This is a genomic window from Mesorhizobium sp. M0761 (genome assembly GCF_040320205.1).
In the GTDB taxonomy this organism is placed as follows: Bacteria; Pseudomonadota; Alphaproteobacteria; order Rhizobiales; family Rhizobiaceae; genus Mesorhizobium.
Map to the genome: position 1 here is coordinate 13688 of NZ_JAMYPF010000020.1, position 16424 is coordinate 30111.

Consider the following 16424-nt stretch of genomic DNA (forward strand, 5'->3'; position numbering starts at 1 on the left):
CCGTTACTCCCTTGCGATGGAAAGGGGCGGCGCCGAACGCGCTACCCCCTTGTCCTTTGTCCTAGTCCTTCAGCGGCACGCCGAGATTTTCGAAGGCAACCGGATCCCGGCTCTTCAACGCACCGGCAAGCAGCAGGCCGACCACCGCGGCAATCAGCACCAGCCCCGGCAGCAACACGCCAAGGAAGCCACCGGCCCCGGACAGGCCACCGAAATTAATGACGATCAGGTAGATGATGACGACGAAAGCGATGAAGGCCAGCCCAGGCAGGATGGTGGTCTTCAGCGCATTCTCCTGCGTCGACGGGTTGGCGCGGAAGTACATCACCACGGCGAGCGAGGCCACCGCCATCATGACGATGACTCCCAGCGTCGCGACATTGGTCAGCCAGGAAAACAGCGCCAGAACCGGATCGAGGCCGAGTATCGCGAACAGTCCGATAACGATCGCTGCCAACACGCTCTGGATGACGGAAGCGACATGCGGGCTCTGGTGCACTGAATGCGTCACGCCGATCGCTTCAGGCAACAGCTTCTCGCGGCCCGAGACGTAGATGTAGCGGGCAACCGCGTTGTGGAACGCCAGCACGCCGGCAAACAGGCTCGACACGAACAGGATGCCCATGGCGTGCGACAGCATGGTTCCGGCGTAGCGGTCGGACAGGCCGAACAGGAAAGTCGTCGGATCCTGAAGCGCCTGCAGTGCCGGCAACAATTTGTCGACGCCGGCGCCGACCGCCATCAGCCAGGCCGTGACCATGTAGAAGACGCCGATCAGCAGCACGGAGAAATAGGTGGCGCGCGGAATGGTCACCTTGGGGTCGCGGGCTTCCTCGGCGTAGATCGTCGTCGCCTCGAAACCGATGAAGGCGGCGAAACAGAACAGGATGGCGATGGCGGGCGAGCCGCTGACGATCTGGCTCCAGCTGAACGGCGCCGCAGAGAGACCACTGTCGCCACCGGTCTTGAGGATGGCGAGGTCTAGCACCAGCACAACGATGTATTCGCACAGCACCAGCACCGTCAGGATCTTGGCCGACAGGTCGACCTGGCGGTAGCCCAACACCGCGACGATGGCAACGGCGATGAAGCTCCACACCCACCAGGGCAGGTCGATGCCCCAGCCGGCGAACAGGCCGGCGGTCGCGGCCCCCAGCAGGCCCATGACCCCGATCTGCATGGCGTTGTAGGACAGGATCGCGATGATTGCGGTTGCGCCGCCGGCAAAACCGCCCAGCCCGCGCGCGGCATAGGCATAGAAGGCGCCGGCATTGCCGACATGGCGCGACATGGCGACGTAGCCGACCGCAAACAGCAGCAGCAACACGGTCACGATAAGATAGGTGCCGGCAAAGCCCGCCCCATTGCCCATAAGCATGCCGAGCGGCGTGCCGCCGGCGACCGCGGTGAGCGGCGCCGCCGCCGAAATCACCATGAAGGTGATAGCGCCGACGCCAAGACTGTTCTTGCGCAGCCTGTTGGCGGGCACCTGTTCCGAAACTGCTGACATTTGTCCCTCCAGTCTTACGAACCCCTGGGTTCGCGGCCGCTCGGCCTGTTCCCTGAATGCCATTGGTTCATTATTTGAACCCTTATTTTGAATATAGACTTGCAAAGAATGCGGATGCCTGTCAAGTTAATTCACACATTAAGTTTCTATCCGAGCGGGAGGCTGGATGGGTACGGTCGGCAAGGCGATTTCACTTCTGGAGCTGTTCACGGCGGACGAGCCCGAGCTCGGACTTTCCGATCTCGCGCGGCGGTGCGCCTTGGACAAGGCGACGACGCGGCGGCTGCTGATGGCGCTTGGCGGCCATGGCTTCGTCGAGCAGGATGCCGGCACGCGGCACTATCGCCTCGGCGCCGGCCTGTCGCGGCTGGCGCGTATCCGCGAAGCCTGCTTCCCGTTCCTGCAAACGGCAATTCCCGTGGCGCAGGATTTGGCGGGTTCGACAACCGAGACGGTGCATCTGTCGGAATTCGGCGTCGACAGGCTGATCACCGTTTATGTCGAGCATTCAAGCTGGGCAAACCGGGTGAACATCGATGTCGGCCAGCTTCTGCCGCTGCATTCCACCGCCTCCGGCATCGCCTATCTCGCCTTCGCCGACAACGCGACCGTGAAAGCATGCCTGACAGGTTCGCTTGAGGCCTTCACCGATCATACCCTCGTCGAGCCGGCCGCCATTTCAAAGTCGATCGGCGAGGCGCGCGACCGCGGCTATTCGATCTGCGACCAGGGCCATGAGGACGGCGTGATCGGCGTCGCGGCTGCAATCCGCGCCGCCGATGGTCTTGCGCTGGGGACAATTGCGGTGGCAGCCCCGAAGGCCAGGACGACACCGGCTACGATCGTGGAACGAGGGCTTGCGGTTGTGACCGCGGCACGGGAGATTTCGATGCGCCTCAATGGCGAAAACCTGCAAACCCTGAGGAGGCAGGCCTGATGTCTGCAGATATGGCGACGCCCCGCATCCTGGTCATCGGCACGGGCGACACCAAGACCGACGAACTGCTGTTCATGAAAGCGTGTATCGAGGCATCCGGTGGCCGCGCCGTGATGATGGATGTCAGCGTGCTGGGCGCCCCCGCCTATAGTCCCGATCACGACAAGCATGCCGTTGCGCGGGCCGCTGGCGTGACGATGGCCGAAATCGTCTCGAGCGGCGACGAAAACACCGCCATGACATTGATGGCCGTCGGCGCCGTTCAGCTGGTGCGCCAGCTTCACCAGCGCGGCGAGATCGACGCCTTCATCGCCATCGGTGGTTCGATGGGAACCGATTTGGCGCTCGATGTCGCGCTGTGCCTGCCGCTCGGCGTGCCGAAATTCGTCGTCTCGACCATCGCCTACTCGCATCTCATTCCGCCCGAGCGCGTCGCGCCCGACCTGATGATGATCCTGTGGGCAGGCGGGCTCTACGGCCTCAACACCATCTGCATGCTGGTCCTTTCCCAGGCCTGCGGCGCGGTGGTCGGTGCGGCGAGGATCGTGCTTGCATCCCGTGCTTCGGCCCCGGCGGTCGGACCGACCATCGGCATGACTTCGCTGGGCAGCAGTTGCCTGCGCTATATGAAGACGCTGAAGCCGGCGTTGGAGCAGCGCGGCTATGACGTCGCAGTCTTTCACACCACCGGGATGGGGGGCCGGGCCTTCGAATCGATCGCCAGCCAGGACCATTTCTGCGCGGTGTTCGACTTCAGCCTGCAGGAGATCACCAATCATCTTGCCGGTTCGGTCGTCAGCTCCGGCGCCGACCGGCTCGAGAATGCCGGCGCCCGCGGCATTCCGCAGATCGCAGCCCCTGGCGCCGTAGACATGGTCGATTTGCCGACCTGGCAGGCGCTGCCGACAAAGTTCGCGCAGCGGCCATTCCATGCTCATAACAGGTTGATCGGCTCGATCACCGTCGATGCCGCCGACCGCCGTGAAGTCGCCAGGACCATCGCCGCCAAGCTCGGTGCGTCGAAGGGGCGCTCCGCTTTCATCCTGCCCTCCGGCGGCATCCAGGAATGGGATGCGCAGGGCGAGCCGCTGTACGAACCCGAAGCCCTCGCGGCGTTCACCGATGAGATGCGCAAGGCCATTCCCGCCGGCGTCGAGTTCCACGAGATCGACGCCCACATCAACAGCGACGAGTTCGTCGGCAAAGCGCTCGAAATCTTCGACCGCTGGGTCGAGGAAGGCATCATCCCGCGCGGCATGCCGGCCAAGGGAGTGGCTGCGTGAGCGCTGTTCCTGCCCAGGCGCTCGTCCTCGATTTCGGCGGCGTCGTCACCCGGACCCTTTTCGAGACCCATGCCTTGACCGAACAGGCGCTCGGCCTCGCGCCGGGAACGCTGCAATGGTACGGGCCGTTCGACCCGGATTCAGATCCGCTGTGGCGCTCAATGCAGGCCGACGAGATCAGCGAGCGCGATTATTGGCGCACCCGCACCAGCGAAGTCGGCCGGCTCGTCGGCGAGGACTGGCAGGCGATGGAGACATTCGTCCAGCGCGCACGCGGAGCCGAGCCGGAAAAGATCGTGCGGCCCGAAGCCGTCCGCGCCATCCGGACCGTGCATGCGGCGGGATTTCGCCTGGCGATCCTGTCCAACGAGCTAGATCTGTTCTATGGCGCCGGCTTCCGTCAGCGGCTGCCGTTGCTCGAGCTGTTCGACACCATCGTCGACGCCACCTATACCCGCATCCTCAAGCCCGATCCGCGCGCCTATGCCTTGGTGACCGAGGCGCTTGGCCTGCCTGCCCGCGCCTGTGTGTTCGTTGACGACCAGCAGCGCAATGTCGATGGCGGCCGTGCCGCCGGCATGCGCACCGTTCATTTCGACGTCGCGCGGCCGGCACTTTCCTATGCCGAGGCCCTCGGCCATTTCGACCTCATCTCCTGAGACATTTGCGGAGCCTTGCGATGCGCGACATCAATTTCCTCACCGAGAAAAACGCCAAGCCGATCTGGCATCCGATGGCACACCCGGCCGAGATGCGGGCCAACCCGCCAAAGGTGATCATGAAAGGCGAAGGCGTGATGGTCACCGACATCGACGGCAACACCGTGCTCGATGCGGTTGGCGGACTGTGGAACGTCAATCTCGGCTACTCCTGCGACCCGATCAAGAAGGCCATCGCCGACCAGCTCAGCGCCCTGCCCTACTATTCCGGGTTTCGCGGCACGTCGACCGGCCCGTCGATCGAGCTCGCTTACGAACTCAGCGAATGGTTCGAACCGGAAGGCATGGTGCGGACCTTCTTCACCTCGGGCGGCTCGGATTCGGTCGAAACCGCACTGCGGCTCGCCCGCCAATACTGGAAGATCCGCGGCCAGGGCGACCGGACAAAATTCCTCGCGCTGAAGAAGGGCTATCACGGCACCCATTTCGGTGGCGCGTCAGTCAACGGCAACGCCAATTTCCGCCGCAACTATGAGCCGCTTATGCCCGGCGTCTTCCACATTCCCGCACCCTGGACCTTCCGCAATCCGTTCGATGAGACCGATCCGGCGCGGCTGGCCAAACTGTGCGCCAAAGCGCTGGAGGATGAGATCGCCTTCCAGGGCGGCGACACCATTGCCGCCTTCATCATGGAGCCGGTTCTCGGCGCCGGCGGCGTCATCGTTCCGCATGACAGCTTCATGCCGCTGGTGCGCGAGATATGCGACCGCCACGAAATCCTGCTGATCGCCGACGAGGTGGTCACGGGCTTCGGTCGCACCGGCGCCTGGTCGGGTTCGCGGCTATCCGGCGTGAAGCCGGATTTCATGACCATCGCCAAGGCGATCACCTCGGGCTATTTCCCGCTCGGCGCCACCTTGATCGGCGCCAAGGTCGCCGACGTCTTCGAGGCCGACAAGACCAGCTTCGGGGCGATCGGTCATGGCTATACCTATTCCGGCCATCCTGTCGGCTGCGCGGCAGGGCTGGCTGCACTTGCCGAGACCAAACGGCTTCGCCTGGACGAGAACGCAGCCGCGCGCGGCATCGAGCTCGCGGCGACGCTGGAGGGGCTAAAAGCCAAGCACGCGATCGTCGGCGACATCAGGTACAAGGGCCTGATGGCTGCGCTAGAGCTGGTCTCCGATCGCACGACGAAAAAGCCGGTGGACAAGAAGACCATGGCCGTGGTTTCGGAAGCCACTTATGACGCCGGCGTCATGCTGCGCGTGTCCGGCAACAACATCATCCTGTCGCCGCCGCTGATCATCGGCGCCGCCGACGTGGCAAAAATCGGCGAGGCCATCGATGCAGGTCTGTCGAGGGCCTGATGGACCCGCTGACGCAATGGAGTTTGGTACGCAATGACCCAATCTGAGAAGAACCCGAGCGAGGAAGCGCTCGTCAAGCGGCGTGCCCGCCTGCTCGGCGCGAAATCGCAATTGTTCTACGACGAGCCCGTGCACCTGGTGCGCGGCGAAGGCGTCTGGCTCTACGATGCCGACGGCCGCAAGTATCTCGATGCCTACAACAACGTCGCCCATGTCGGCCATTGCCACCCGCATGTGGTCGAGGCCTTGTGCCGTCAGGCAAGCCTGCTCAACACCCACACACGCTATCTGCACACCGCAATTCTCGACTATGTCGAGCGGCTGACGGCGACCTTCGATGCAAGCCTCGCCACCGCAATCCTGACCTGTACCGGCAGCGAGGCCAACGACATAGCGCTGCGCATGGCGCAGGCCGCCTCCGGCAATATGGGCATCATCGCCACCGACGCCACCTATCATGGCAACACGGCGGCGGTTTCGCAGCTCAGCACGCGCATGCCTCCGATCCGCGGCCGCGCCCCCCATGTCAGGCTGGTGCCGGCCCCCGACAGCTATCGCCATCCCGATGCGATGGCCAATGGCAAGGCCTTTGGCGACGCCGTGCGTCAAGCGATCGCTTCGCTGGCACAGGACGGCATTGGCCTGTCTGGCATCATCTTGTGTCCGCTGCTCGCCAATGAAGGTTTCCCGGCTCTGCCCACCGGATTTTTCGACGACGCCTTGGGGGCCGTGCGCGAAGCCGGTGGTCTGGTCATCGCCGACGAAGTGCAGCCCGGCTTCGGCCGCACCGGCAGCCATTTCTGGGGCCATCAACGCGCCGGCTTCGTCCCCGACATCGTCACCATGGGCAAGCCGATGGGCAATGGCCATCCGATCGCGGCCTTGGTCACCACCAAGGAGATACTGGCGACCTTCCGCGACGCTTTCCGCTACTTCAACACCTTTGGCGGCAACCCGGTCTCCTGCGCGGTCGCGAACGCCGTCCTCGACGTCATCGAACAGGAGAACCTTGTCGCCAACGCACGCGATGTCGGCGCTTATGCGCTTGGCCTGCTGCGCCCGCTGGCCGATCGGCATGAGTGCATCGGCGAGGTCAGGGGCGCCGGACTGTTCTTCGGCGCCGAGCTGGTCCACGACCGCGACACGCGCGAACCGGCGCCCGACATTGCCGAGCAGGTCGCCAATCGCATGCGCCATCGCGGCGTGCTGATGGGCAAGACCGGCATCCACGGCAATGTGCTCAAGATCCGCCCGCCCATGCCGTTCTCGCGTGACAATGCCGACTTCCTGATCGGCCTGCTGGACGAGGTGCTGGGCGAAGTCGGCGGAGTGCCGGCGTGAATTCTGTTTCCACCCAATCCGAGCCCGAAACGGCAGCCGATGTCACGGAGCTCGCCAGGCGTGCGCTCGAACATTGGGGCGTCCGCAACTCTGAGCCGGAACTTCTGAAGCACCGCGAGAACGCCGTCTTCCGCGTGCGGCTGCCGGATGGCCAGCCGGCAGCCATGCGCATCCACCGGCTCGGCTACCACACGGACGCCGCGCTGCGTTCGGAACTGCAATGGATGGGCTTCCTGCAATCCGCCGGCATCGCCACGCCGTCTTGCGTCGCAACACAGGCCGGCGATCCGTTCGTACTTGTCAGCACGGCCACCTCGGCGCAGCCCCGGCAGGCCGATTGCCTGAGCTGGCTGGAGGGCCGCGCCGTGGGCGCACGCGGCGTGCCACTGGTCTACACGGCCGACCAGTCGATCCAGATCTTCACGGCGATCGGGCGGACCATCGCCCATATGCACAATGTCACTGCCTCGTGGGCGCCGCCCGCGGGCTTCGCCCGCCATGCATGGGACTTCGACGGCTTCTTCGGTGCGAACCCGGTCTGGGGCCGGTTCGAGACCTCGCCCTTTCTCGATGGTCCTCGCCGCGCGCTGGTCTTGCAGGCGCGCGAGAAGGCAGTGAAGGCGCTGTCGGAACATGAGCGCAGCGCGCGCAATTTCGGCATCATCCACGCCGATCTGGTGCGCGAAAATGTGCTCATTCATGATGGTGCGGTGCGCATCATCGACTTCGATGATTGCGGCCATGGCTGGCACATGTACGACCTTGCCGTCGCCCTCTACCAGAACCGCGAGGAGGCGATCTACCCGCTGATCGAAACCGCTTTGCTTGACGGCTACCAGCAAGAGCGTGCGCTGATCCCGCAGGACATCGCCGCATTGCCTCTATTCGCCGCCTTGCGTGCCTTCGCGTTTCTTGGCTGGGTGCAAAGCCGCGTCGAAGGCGACATCACCAGGGATGTCGGCTTGCGCATGTCGACCATCGCAGCCGATGTGGTGATTGACTACTTGCGCGGCGAACAGCCCAACTGACGAGCCGATGAGAGCCATCAGCTCTTGGCGAAATGGATGCTGACCGTTCCCGAGCTGCCGAAGTCGGCGACGATCGTATCGCCGGGCCGCGCCTCGACCGGGCGCACAAACGATCCGGACAGCACCACCTCGCCGGCCGCGATGGACATGCCGTAGCGGGCGAGCCTGTCCGCCAGCCAGGCAATGCCCATCGCCGGATGGTTGAGCACGCCGGCGCCAAGCCCGGTCTCCTCGACCTCCGCATTGCGCGAGACGATGGCGCCGATCCAGCGCATATCGGCTTCATCGGGTCGTTGCGGCCGGCCGCCGACGACAATGCCGGCATTGGCGGCGTTGTCGGAAATCGTATCGAAGAAAGTGCGCGCCTTCTTTGTCTCGGCATTGACGCGTTCGATGCGCGTGTCGAGGATTTCGAGCGCCGGCGTGATATAATCGGTGGCGTTGAGCACGTCGAAGATGGTCACGCCTGGGCCCCTCAGCGGCGCCTTCATGACGAAGGCTATCTCGGCCTCGACGCGCGGCTGGATGAAGCGGCCGACGGGTATCGTCGCGCCGTCGTTGAAGAACATGTCGTCGAACAGCACGCCCGAATCCGGCGTGTCGATGGCGAGCGCATATTGCATCGCCTTCGATGTCAGGCCGATCTTCCAGCCCTTCGGGGTCAGCCCGGCATCGGTCTTGCGTTTCACCAGCGCTGCCTGGACGCGATAGGCATCCTCCATCGTCGCGTCGGGAAAATCGAGGCTGAGCAGACGGATCTGGCGGCGCGAACGCTCGGCTTCGAACAGCCTTGCCGCGGCATCTTCAGCTTGCTCGGGGGTCACGATGCTACCTCGTCGACGACGCCGTTGCGGAGCACGCCGATGCCGTCGGCTTCGACTTCGATCACGTCGCCCGGCTTCAGCCAGATCGGCGGGTCGAAGCGGGCGCCGGCGCCGGTCGGCGTACCGGTGACGATGATATCGCCTGGCACCAGCGTGGTGAAGGTGGAGACATAGGCGATGATCTTGCGGAACGAGAAGATCATCCGGCTGGTGCGGTCCTGCTGGCGCAATTCGCCATTGACGCGGGTGGTCAGCGCGATGTCGGCAATCTGCGCCTCGTCGGTGAACGGCACCAGCCACGGACCGAGCGAGCCGGTGCGGTCGAAATTCTTGCCCTGCGTGACGTTGAACTTGGCGTGCCGTACCCAATCGCGAATGGTGCCTTCGTTGCACAGGGATAGTGCCGCGATATGGTCAAGCGCATCCCTCTCGGCGATGCGTCGTCCACCCTTGCCGATGACGATGACGATCTCGCCCTCATAGTCCAGCTGCGGCGATTCCGGCGGCCGCACCAGCGGCGCGTCGTGGCCGACGAAGGAGCGGGGGAAGCGGATGAACAGCGACGGGTTGGAAGGCGCGGCCTGGCCGTCCTTGTACTCTTCGTTGCGGTCCGGGTAGTTGACGCCGACGCAGATGATCTTTTCTGGCGACGGCACAGGGATTTCATAAGCGATGGCGCCGACTGGAAAATCGACGGCGTAGGCTTCGGCCTCTTCCGCCAGCCGCCGTAGCACGCCGGCCTCGATCACTTCGCGCAGCGTCGGCCACTGGCTGTGCCGCGCCGACAGGTCGACGACGCCCTTATCTGTGACCACGCCATAGCGCGTCTTGCCGCCGACGGTGAAGGTGGCGAGCCGCCCATGTGCAGTCATCCCGGTCTCCGTCAGGTTCGCGTCTGTGGTCACGGTGCGATGATCGGCGACGCCGCCAAATCCGGTTGGCGTGCGGCCGCGCCGGCAAAGGTGCTGCCCTCCTCGAACCAGCTTTTCGGCGCCGGCGCGCCCCATAGCGTCTGGCGCTGCGGGTCCTTGAGGTCCCACTTGATCGGCTCCAGATCCGGATCGACCGTCTGGTAGTCCGAGCAGTAGATCTCGATGCGGTGATTGTCAGGATCGCGAACATAGAGGAAGAAGGCGTTGGAAATGCCGTGCCGGCCTGGGCCGCGCTCGATGTTTGCGAGGTAACCGGTCGTCGCCATCAGGTCGAGCAGGTCGATGATGTTGAGCGGTGTCGGCACCCAGAAGGCGACGTGATGCAGGCGCGGACCCACACCGTTGGTGAAGGCGATGTCGTGGACGCCGCCCTTGCGGTGCGTCCAGGCCGCCCACAGCTTTCCGCTACTGGCATCCTCGGTGTATTCGGTGACGCGGAAGCCAAGCTCGTTGTAGAAGGCGACGGACTCGTCGACATTGGGCGAGAAGCAGTTGAAGTGGTCGATGCGCAGCGGCTTCACGCCCTTGTAGAGCGCATATTTCTGATGAATCGGCGGCAGCCTTTCCATTTGGGCAAAGAACTCGAGCGGAATGCCGTGCGGGTCGCGGGTGCGGAAGGTGCGCGACTGGTACGGTCGCTCGACCCACTCGACCGGCAGGCCTTTTGCCTTGAAGAAGTGCTCGGCCTTGTCGAGATCCTCATCCGAGAAAACCTTGAAGCCGAGATCGCGTGCTTCGGCGCTGCCGGCCTTCTTCAGCACGATGCAGTGGTGTCCGCGCTCTTCCAGGGCCCTTAGATAGATGACGTCCGATGTCTCGTCGGTAACCTGCAGGCCGAGCGTGTCGACATAGAAGGCGCGGGATTTCGCAAGGTCGGTGACCGCCAGTTCGACATGGCTGAGGCGCACGATGTTGAAGGCGGGATAGAGGTTTGGTTTGGGCAGTGGCATCCGATGTCCTCCGGTCAGCCGCCGAGTTTCTGGATCGTGTGCGCTGAAGTGGCGAAGGCGATGTTCTTCGTCTCCATGTAGAAATCGAAGGAATGGTCGCCGCCGTCGCGGCCGATGCCGGAATTCTTGACGCCGCCGAACGGCGTCGGCAAATGCCGCACATTCTCCGAATTGACCCAGATCATGCCGGCGTCCAGCGCATCGGTGAAGCGGAAGGCGCGGGTAACATCCGACGTCCAGAGATAGCCGGTCAGGCCGTATTGGGTGTCGTTGGCCAGCGCCAGCGCTTCGGCCTCGTCCTTGAAGGAAATGGCGGTCAGCACCGGCCCGAAAATCTCTTCCTGGGCAATGCGCATCCTGTTGGTGGCGCCGGTAAACAGCGTCGGGCTGACATAGCAGCCACCGCCCGGACCGGCGAACTTGCCGCCGCCGGCGGCTACCACCGCGCCTTCCGATTTGCCGATCTCGATATAGGAAAGCACCTTTTCCTCGTGCACCGGATGGATCAGCGGACCAACCACCGTTTTGGGATCGAGCGGATGGCCAACCTTGATGCGCTTTGCCTTCTCCGCAACCAGATCCGTGAATGTGTCGTAGACCGAGGCTTCGACCAGAAGCCGCGACGATGAGGTGCAGCGTTCGCCGTTGAGCGAGTAGATCATGAACACGGCCGCATCCGCCGCACGTTCGAGATCGGCGTCGGCGAAGACGATCACCGGGTTCTTCCCGCCCAGTTCGAAATGCACGCGCTTCAGCGTATCGGCGCCTTGTTTCATGATCATCGAGCCGGTGCGGCTCTCACCGACAAAACCGATCGCCTTGATGTCAGGGTGCTCGGTCAGCGCCTTGCCGGCGTGCTCGCCGAGGCCGTTGACCAGGTTCCACACGCCTTTCGGCAGGCCGGCCTCCTCGGCGATCTCGACCAGCAGGCGAGCGGTCAGCGGCGAAAATTCGGCCGGCTTGTGGACGACGGTGCAGCCTGCCGCCAGCGCCGGCGCGATCTTCCATGTCGACAGCATGAACGGCGTGTTCCACGGCGTGATGATGCCGACCGGGCCGATCGGCACGCGCGTGGTGATGTTGACCTGGCCTGTCGTGCGCAGCGTCTCGCCGTCGCGCGCTTCCGGCGCGCGGTCGGCGAAGAAGCGGAAATTCTCGGCGCCGCGCAGCGCGGCCTTGGCCATGAATTTCAGCGCCTGGCCGGTGTCCATGCACTCGACGAAGGCGATCTCCTCGGCGCGCGCTTCGATCGCATCGGCTATCTTGTGCAGCAGCTTCTTGCGCCCGTCGCCCGGCATGGCGGCCCAGGCCGGGAACGCCGCCTTTGCCGCCTTGGCGGCGCGGTCGATATCGGCGGCACTGCCACGCGCGACCTTGGCCAGCGGCTTGAGATCGACCGGCGACATGCTCTCGAAGGTCGAGCCATCCACCGCCGGCACCGCTTCGCCGCCGATCTGGTTCAGCACGCCGTCGCGCTTGAAACGGGCCAGATAGGCCTCGGCCTTTTTCAGATTGCCTTCGAGGTTGGACATATCAGCTTCCGTCACTTGCCGCGCAGTCGCGGATGGATTGCGTTTTTCTTCCAGCTCAGTACCGGGTCGATCTCCCTGATCTCCAGGGAAAGAGCGAAATGCGGGGTATCGAACAGGGGGCCAAGGTATTCGCTCACCGCGGCGAAGACCGCCTCCCCGGTTCGTTTCTTGTCCTGGGCGCTGCGCCCGGTTCCAATGCGAAACGACATGTCGAGGAAAGCGTTTTCCGGCAGGCTGTCGGCGATGGCATAGGCTTCCGCACGGAAGGCCCGCACCCGCACCGCGCCGGTTTCAAACAGCCCGGTGCCGAGCACGGTGCGCAACACCAGCGCGCACAATTCGCTCATGTCGACCTTGGCATCGAGGTTGGCCGAATACTCGATGGAAAAGTGAGGCACCGCGTCTCGCCTCCCGGATTGTTGCGCTGCTGTAGTTAACGCGTTAATTACATGCAGCATCACTGAAGTCAAGCCTTGCATCCAAGTTGAGGCGGCGATACGGGATGGAAAGCTCAGGTTTTGGCGTGCGGTCCCGCCGACCGCCCGCATCATTGGGGACGCTGCTTCTTGCTGCCTGAAAACACCCGTCGTTCTCTGCCGATGGCGCTGCTCCATGCCCGCGAAGTGGTGATGGCGCGGTTTCGCCCTATGCTGGCGGCGCATGATGTGACCGAACAGCAATGGCGTGTGCTGCGCGTTCTGAGCGAGGCCGGCCCTGTCGAGGCGACGGAACTTGCCGATCGCGCTTCGGTGCTGCCGCCCAGCCTGACACGCATCATCAAGACGCTCGAGGGCCGAAAATTCATCACCCGCAACAAGGCGGAAGGCGATGGCCGCCGTGTCGTGCTGACGATCGCCCCGGCGGGTTCCGCCCTGATCGATGCCTTGTCGCCGGAACGCCTCGTCATCTACCGCGACATCGAACAGCGCTTCGGACATGAGAGGCTCGAGCAATTGCTCGATCTGCTGGAGAGCCTGATCGCTGGCGAGAGCTGATTGCCGCGGCTCAGCCGCCAAAACTGCCAAGCCGCGTCGGCTGCGTGTAATTGCGGTCGACATAAAGCAGCGCCGAGCCGCCGCTGCCGTGCCTGACGTCGATAACGCGGCCGATCATGACATTATGCGTGCCGACTATGTGCACATCCTCGATCTCGCAATCGAAATTGACGATCGCATCGGACAGCGCCGGCGTGCCTGAGGCCAGCGTTTGCCAGCGCGCCGCCGAATAGCGTGCCTCCATGTCCCTGGTCGCGCCGGCGAACTTGCCGGCCAGGTGCATATGGTCATGCGTCAGCACGTTGACGCAGAAGCGCCGGTTGGCGAGGAACATGGCGGCCTGCGTCGAGCGGCCGTTCATGCACACCAGCAGTGTCGGCGGTTCGTCCGACACACTGCACATGGCGGTGGCGGTGAAGCCGCCGCGCCCGGCCGGACCATCTGTCGTGACGATGTTGACCGGCGCGCAGACCCTTGCCATGGCGTCGCGGAAATCGGCCTTCGAAATCTGCGTGGCCATCTGACATCACCCGGCCGTAGAAGCGAGCGGATTGAGCCAGGTATCTCCCGTCCAGCCGTTCTCGTCATAGTCGGCCATGCAGGTGTCGACCAGTTCTTCCATGGCCTTCAGCCGGCCGCCGCGTTCGGCGCCCTTCAGCACCTGCAGCCGCACCTCTTCCGGCGCACCGGCATAGTTGAGTTCGTAGAGCGCGTGGCGGCCGCCGAACTCGGTGCCGGTCGCGTCCCACAACAGTTTCATGATCTTGATGCGCTCGACATGGCCCATGTCGTTGGAACCGCGCACATATTGCGCGAGGTATTTGTCGATCTCGGGATTGTTGAAGTCGCGCACTGATGACGGCAGGTAGATCAACCCAGAAGCGATCACCCGGCGCACCGTGTCGATGACGCGCGGATAGGCTTCCGACATGAAAGTCCGGTAGGCAAGGGCTGCTTCCAGGTTGGGCAGGACAGCGCCATTCGCCCAGGGGATCGGATTGTAGGCCATGGCGTTGGAGAAACTCCAGAACATGTGCCTGAGCGCGATCACCTCGCCCAGCGCCGCCTGGTTGCCGCGGAAGGCATCGCCGCCGGTGGCGCGCAGCGCCTTTGCCAGCAGGCCGGCGAGGAAGTCGAGCTTGACGGCAAAGCGTGTACAGCCCTGGAAGCAATAGCCATGCATGAAGCCCGAAGCCGGATGGAAGGACAGGATTTTCTGCGCCTCGCGCAGCACCAGCACGTCCTCCCAGGGGATGAAGACATTGTCGAGCACCAGGATGGCATCGTTCTCGTCGAAGCGCGACGACAACGGATAGTCGAACGGAGCCGCCGCCGTGTTGGCCGTCTGCTCATAGGAGACGCGGCAGAACATCTTTACCCCCGGCGCATTCATCGGCACGATGAACATGACCGACAGCGACGGATCTTCGGTGACCGTCGCCGAACTCTGCGCCAGGAAATTGTAGTGGGTCAGCGCCGAGGACGTCGCCACCACCTTGGCGCCGGAGACATAGATGCCGGCGTCGGTCTCCTTGGTGATGTGGACGAAGACATCCTTCACCTGTTCGGCCGGCTTGTGGCGGTCGATCGGCGGGTTGACGATGGCGTGGTTCATGAACAGCACGGCTTCCTGCGCACGCTTGTGCCAGGCGAGCGCATTGTCCTTGAACGGGCCGTACCAGTCGGCATTGGCGCCGAGCGTGTTCATCAGTGCCGCCTTGTAATCGGGCGTGCGGCCCATCCAGCCATAGGACATGCGTGACCACTCGGCGATCGCGGTCTGCTGGGCCGCGAGTTCGCCGGAGGATTTGGCGACGCGGAAATATTTGTGGGTGTAGCCGCCCGAACCGGTATCGGTAGGCGAGGTCAGCGTGCCCTGCCGCTTGGGATCGTGCAGCGCATCATAGAGGCGCGCCAGCGACCGCGCCGAATTGCGCATGGCCGGATGGGTGGTGACATCGGCAATGCGCTCGCCGTTGATGTAGACCTCGCGGCCGTCGCGCAGGCTCTCCAGATACTCGGCCCCGGTGAACGGGCGCCCATTGTCGGCACGAAAGTCTTCCGATCGCATGATGTTCCTCCACTTATGGCATCAACTCTAGCGCTCCTGGCAAGGATCGGTTAGGACGTAACGGCAAAACCGATTGGACTTTTTCCGGCGCCATGAGCCTCAATTCCATTCCTGATTTCTTTGTCTATGGCGAGCCGGTGCGGCCGCTCGATGTCGGCTTCCTGCATGTCGAGACAGTGCTTGCGCGCAGCAACATTCATCTCGGCCAGGTTGCCGCGCACAAACATCCGCAAATGGGCCAGATCACCTACTGGACAAGCGGCTCCGGCACTTATCGCATCGAAGACCAATCCTGGGACTTTTCGGCACCGGCCGTCAGCTTCGTGCCGAGCACTATCGTGCATGGCTTCTCGATCGGGCCCGGCACCGACGCCATCGTCGTTTCGGTCGCCGATGATGCGCTTGCGGCAATAGCAGCTCACAGCCTGCTGCCATTGGACCGGCCCGTCTTTGCCGATAGCCTTCCTCAGCACGTCGCGTGGAAAAGGCTTGCGGCGGTGCTGGAGATGATCGCCACCGAATATGCCGAGGCGCAGGCCGGGAGTGACAAGACCCTGCCGGCGCTGATTGCCGTCGCGCTCTCCCACGTCGCGCGTCTTGGTCCCGAGGTAATGGATGCGACTGGCTCTTCCGATGCTGCATTGGCGCGCGGCTTGCGCCGTCTGGTCGATGCGCATTTCCGCGACAACTGGCCCGTCGACCGCTACGTCGAGGCGCTGGCCACGACACCGCATCTTCTCGACAAGGCCGCCCATACGGTGCTTGGCAGCGGCGTCAAGCGACTCATCGGCGAGCGACGGTTGCTGGAGGCCAAGCGCTTGCTGCTGTTCACCGTGCGCACCGTCGAGGACATCGCCTACGAAATCGGCTTCGAAGATCCGGCCTATTTCTCACGCTTCTTCCGGGAGCGGGTTGGCCAGGCGCCCGCCGCCTGGCGCCGCGCGCAGCTGGGGCAGAGTTGAAGCTTCCGCGCCGGCCAGGATCAGGCGTTT

At 63.9% G+C, this 16424-nt stretch carries 16 protein-coding genes; 8 read left to right on the forward strand and 8 right to left on the reverse strand.

The annotated features are described in order from the left end of the window. Window positions 1-61: 61 nt before the first annotated feature. Complete coding sequence (locus tag NKI32_RS25655; RefSeq protein ID WP_352762877.1) at window positions 62-1510, reverse strand: APC family permease; 1449 nt, start codon at window positions 1508-1510, stop codon at window positions 62-64. A gap of 166 nt (window positions 1511-1676) precedes the next feature. On the opposite strand from NKI32_RS25655, the gene NKI32_RS25660 reads away from it, so the two are divergent. The 6 genes from NKI32_RS25660 to NKI32_RS25685 are packed head-to-tail and all read left to right on the forward strand — an operon-like array spanning window position 1677 to window position 8128. Then, complete coding sequence (locus NKI32_RS25660) at window positions 1677-2447, forward strand: IclR family transcriptional regulator (protein ID WP_352446547.1); 771 nt, start codon at window positions 1677-1679, stop codon at window positions 2445-2447. Further along, window positions 2447-3730: a Tm-1-like ATP-binding domain-containing protein gene (locus NKI32_RS25665; RefSeq protein ID WP_353004173.1), complete on the forward strand. Its 1284-nt coding sequence runs from the start codon at window positions 2447-2449 to the stop codon at window positions 3728-3730. Before NKI32_RS25660 ends, NKI32_RS25665 begins: the two co-directional genes overlap by 1 nt. Continuing rightward, window positions 3727-4389, forward strand: coding sequence for an HAD family hydrolase (locus NKI32_RS25670; RefSeq protein ID WP_023738352.1), 663 nt, complete (start codon window positions 3727-3729; stop codon window positions 4387-4389). Before NKI32_RS25665 ends, NKI32_RS25670 begins: the two co-directional genes overlap by 4 nt. Window positions 4390-4409: 20 nt before the next feature. Beyond that, window positions 4410-5759 (forward strand): aminotransferase class III-fold pyridoxal phosphate-dependent enzyme, encoded by a 1350-nt coding sequence (locus tag NKI32_RS25675; RefSeq protein WP_023708115.1) that lies wholly within the window; start codon window positions 4410-4412, stop codon window positions 5757-5759. Between the two features lie 33 nt (window positions 5760-5792). After that, window positions 5793-7100, forward strand: coding sequence for an aminotransferase class III-fold pyridoxal phosphate-dependent enzyme (locus NKI32_RS25680; RefSeq protein WP_353004176.1), 1308 nt, complete (start codon window positions 5793-5795; stop codon window positions 7098-7100). Beyond that, window positions 7097-8128 (forward strand): phosphotransferase enzyme family protein, encoded by a 1032-nt coding sequence (locus NKI32_RS25685; protein ID WP_353004179.1) that lies wholly within the window; start codon window positions 7097-7099, stop codon window positions 8126-8128. Before NKI32_RS25680 ends, NKI32_RS25685 begins: the two co-directional genes overlap by 4 nt. A 17-nt stretch (window positions 8129-8145) precedes the next feature. Here NKI32_RS25685 and hpaH read toward each other — a convergent pair whose 3' ends face one another. From hpaH to NKI32_RS25710, 5 genes are read right to left on the reverse strand one after another with little or no spacing between them, the layout of a single operon-like run. Then, window positions 8146-8955 (reverse strand): 2-oxo-hept-4-ene-1,7-dioate hydratase, encoded by an 810-nt coding sequence (hpaH, locus tag NKI32_RS25690; RefSeq protein ID WP_023686938.1) that lies wholly within the window; start codon window positions 8953-8955, stop codon window positions 8146-8148. Continuing rightward, the gene (locus tag NKI32_RS25695) at window positions 8949-9824 is read right to left on the reverse strand and encodes a fumarylacetoacetate hydrolase family protein (protein WP_023823570.1); all 876 of its coding nucleotides are present in this window, start codon (window positions 9822-9824) and stop codon (window positions 8949-8951) included. Before NKI32_RS25695 ends, hpaH begins: the two co-directional genes overlap by 7 nt. A 29-nt stretch (window positions 9825-9853) precedes the next feature. Continuing rightward, window positions 9854-10834 (reverse strand): 3,4-dihydroxyphenylacetate 2,3-dioxygenase, encoded by a 981-nt coding sequence (gene hpaD / locus NKI32_RS25700; RefSeq protein ID WP_353004181.1) that lies wholly within the window; start codon window positions 10832-10834, stop codon window positions 9854-9856. A gap of 14 nt (window positions 10835-10848) precedes the next feature. Then, window positions 10849-12366 (reverse strand): 5-carboxymethyl-2-hydroxymuconate semialdehyde dehydrogenase, encoded by a 1518-nt coding sequence (hpaE, locus tag NKI32_RS25705; protein WP_353004183.1) that lies wholly within the window; start codon window positions 12364-12366, stop codon window positions 10849-10851. A gap of 11 nt (window positions 12367-12377) precedes the next feature. Beyond that, entirely contained in the window at window positions 12378-12764 is a 387-nt protein-coding gene (locus tag NKI32_RS25710; RefSeq protein WP_023747997.1) for a 5-carboxymethyl-2-hydroxymuconate Delta-isomerase, read from the reverse strand. A gap of 201 nt (window positions 12765-12965) precedes the next feature. On the opposite strand from NKI32_RS25710, the gene hpaR reads away from it, so the two are divergent. Next, window positions 12966-13361, forward strand: a complete 396-nt coding sequence (gene hpaR, locus NKI32_RS25715) for a homoprotocatechuate degradation operon regulator HpaR (RefSeq protein ID WP_023704722.1) — start codon at window positions 12966-12968, stop codon at window positions 13359-13361. Between the two features lie 10 nt (window positions 13362-13371). On the opposite strand, the gene NKI32_RS25720 is transcribed toward hpaR, so the two are convergent. Further along, the gene (locus tag NKI32_RS25720) at window positions 13372-13881 is read right to left on the reverse strand and encodes a flavin reductase (RefSeq protein ID WP_023692271.1); all 510 of its coding nucleotides are present in this window, start codon (window positions 13879-13881) and stop codon (window positions 13372-13374) included. A gap of 6 nt (window positions 13882-13887) precedes the next feature. Further along, window positions 13888-15432, reverse strand: coding sequence for a 4-hydroxyphenylacetate 3-hydroxylase N-terminal domain-containing protein (locus tag NKI32_RS25725; protein WP_023804440.1), 1545 nt, complete (start codon window positions 15430-15432; stop codon window positions 13888-13890). Between the two features lie 92 nt (window positions 15433-15524). Here NKI32_RS25725 and NKI32_RS25730 point away from each other — a divergent pair, with 92 nt between their 5' ends. Then, window positions 15525-16394, forward strand: a complete 870-nt coding sequence (locus tag NKI32_RS25730) for a helix-turn-helix domain-containing protein (protein WP_353004185.1) — start codon at window positions 15525-15527, stop codon at window positions 16392-16394. Window positions 16395-16424 lie beyond the last annotated feature (30 nt).

What these genes read in the sequence shown, in the direction of transcription:
- NKI32_RS25655 (WP_352762877.1), bottom strand. Translation starts at nt 1,510, where the DNA reads ATGTCAGCAGTTTCGGAACAGGTGCCCGCCAACAGGCTGCGCAAGAAC.
- NKI32_RS25660 (WP_352446547.1), top strand. Translation starts at nt 1,677, where the DNA reads ATGGGTACGGTCGGCAAGGCGATTTCACTTCTGGAGCTGTTCACGGCG.
- NKI32_RS25665 (WP_353004173.1), top strand. Translation starts at nt 2,447, where the DNA reads ATGTCTGCAGATATGGCGACGCCCCGCATCCTGGTCATCGGCACGGGC.
- NKI32_RS25675 (WP_023708115.1), top strand. Translation starts at nt 4,410, where the DNA reads ATGCGCGACATCAATTTCCTCACCGAGAAAAACGCCAAGCCGATCTGG.
- NKI32_RS25680 (WP_353004176.1), top strand. Translation starts at nt 5,793, where the DNA reads ATGACCCAATCTGAGAAGAACCCGAGCGAGGAAGCGCTCGTCAAGCGG.
- NKI32_RS25695 (WP_023823570.1), bottom strand. Translation starts at nt 9,824, where the DNA reads ATGACTGCACATGGGCGGCTCGCCACCTTCACCGTCGGCGGCAAGACG.
- hpaD (WP_353004181.1), bottom strand. Translation starts at nt 10,834, where the DNA reads ATGCCACTGCCCAAACCAAACCTCTATCCCGCCTTCAACATCGTGCGC.
- hpaE (WP_353004183.1), bottom strand. Translation starts at nt 12,366, where the DNA reads ATGTCCAACCTCGAAGGCAATCTGAAAAAGGCCGAGGCCTATCTGGCC.
- hpaR (WP_023704722.1), top strand. Translation starts at nt 12,966, where the DNA reads ATGGCGCTGCTCCATGCCCGCGAAGTGGTGATGGCGCGGTTTCGCCCT.
- NKI32_RS25720 (WP_023692271.1), bottom strand. Translation starts at nt 13,881, where the DNA reads ATGGCCACGCAGATTTCGAAGGCCGATTTCCGCGACGCCATGGCAAGG.
- NKI32_RS25725 (WP_023804440.1), bottom strand. Translation starts at nt 15,432, where the DNA reads ATGCGATCGGAAGACTTTCGTGCCGACAATGGGCGCCCGTTCACCGGG.
- NKI32_RS25730 (WP_353004185.1), top strand. Translation starts at nt 15,525, where the DNA reads ATGAGCCTCAATTCCATTCCTGATTTCTTTGTCTATGGCGAGCCGGTG.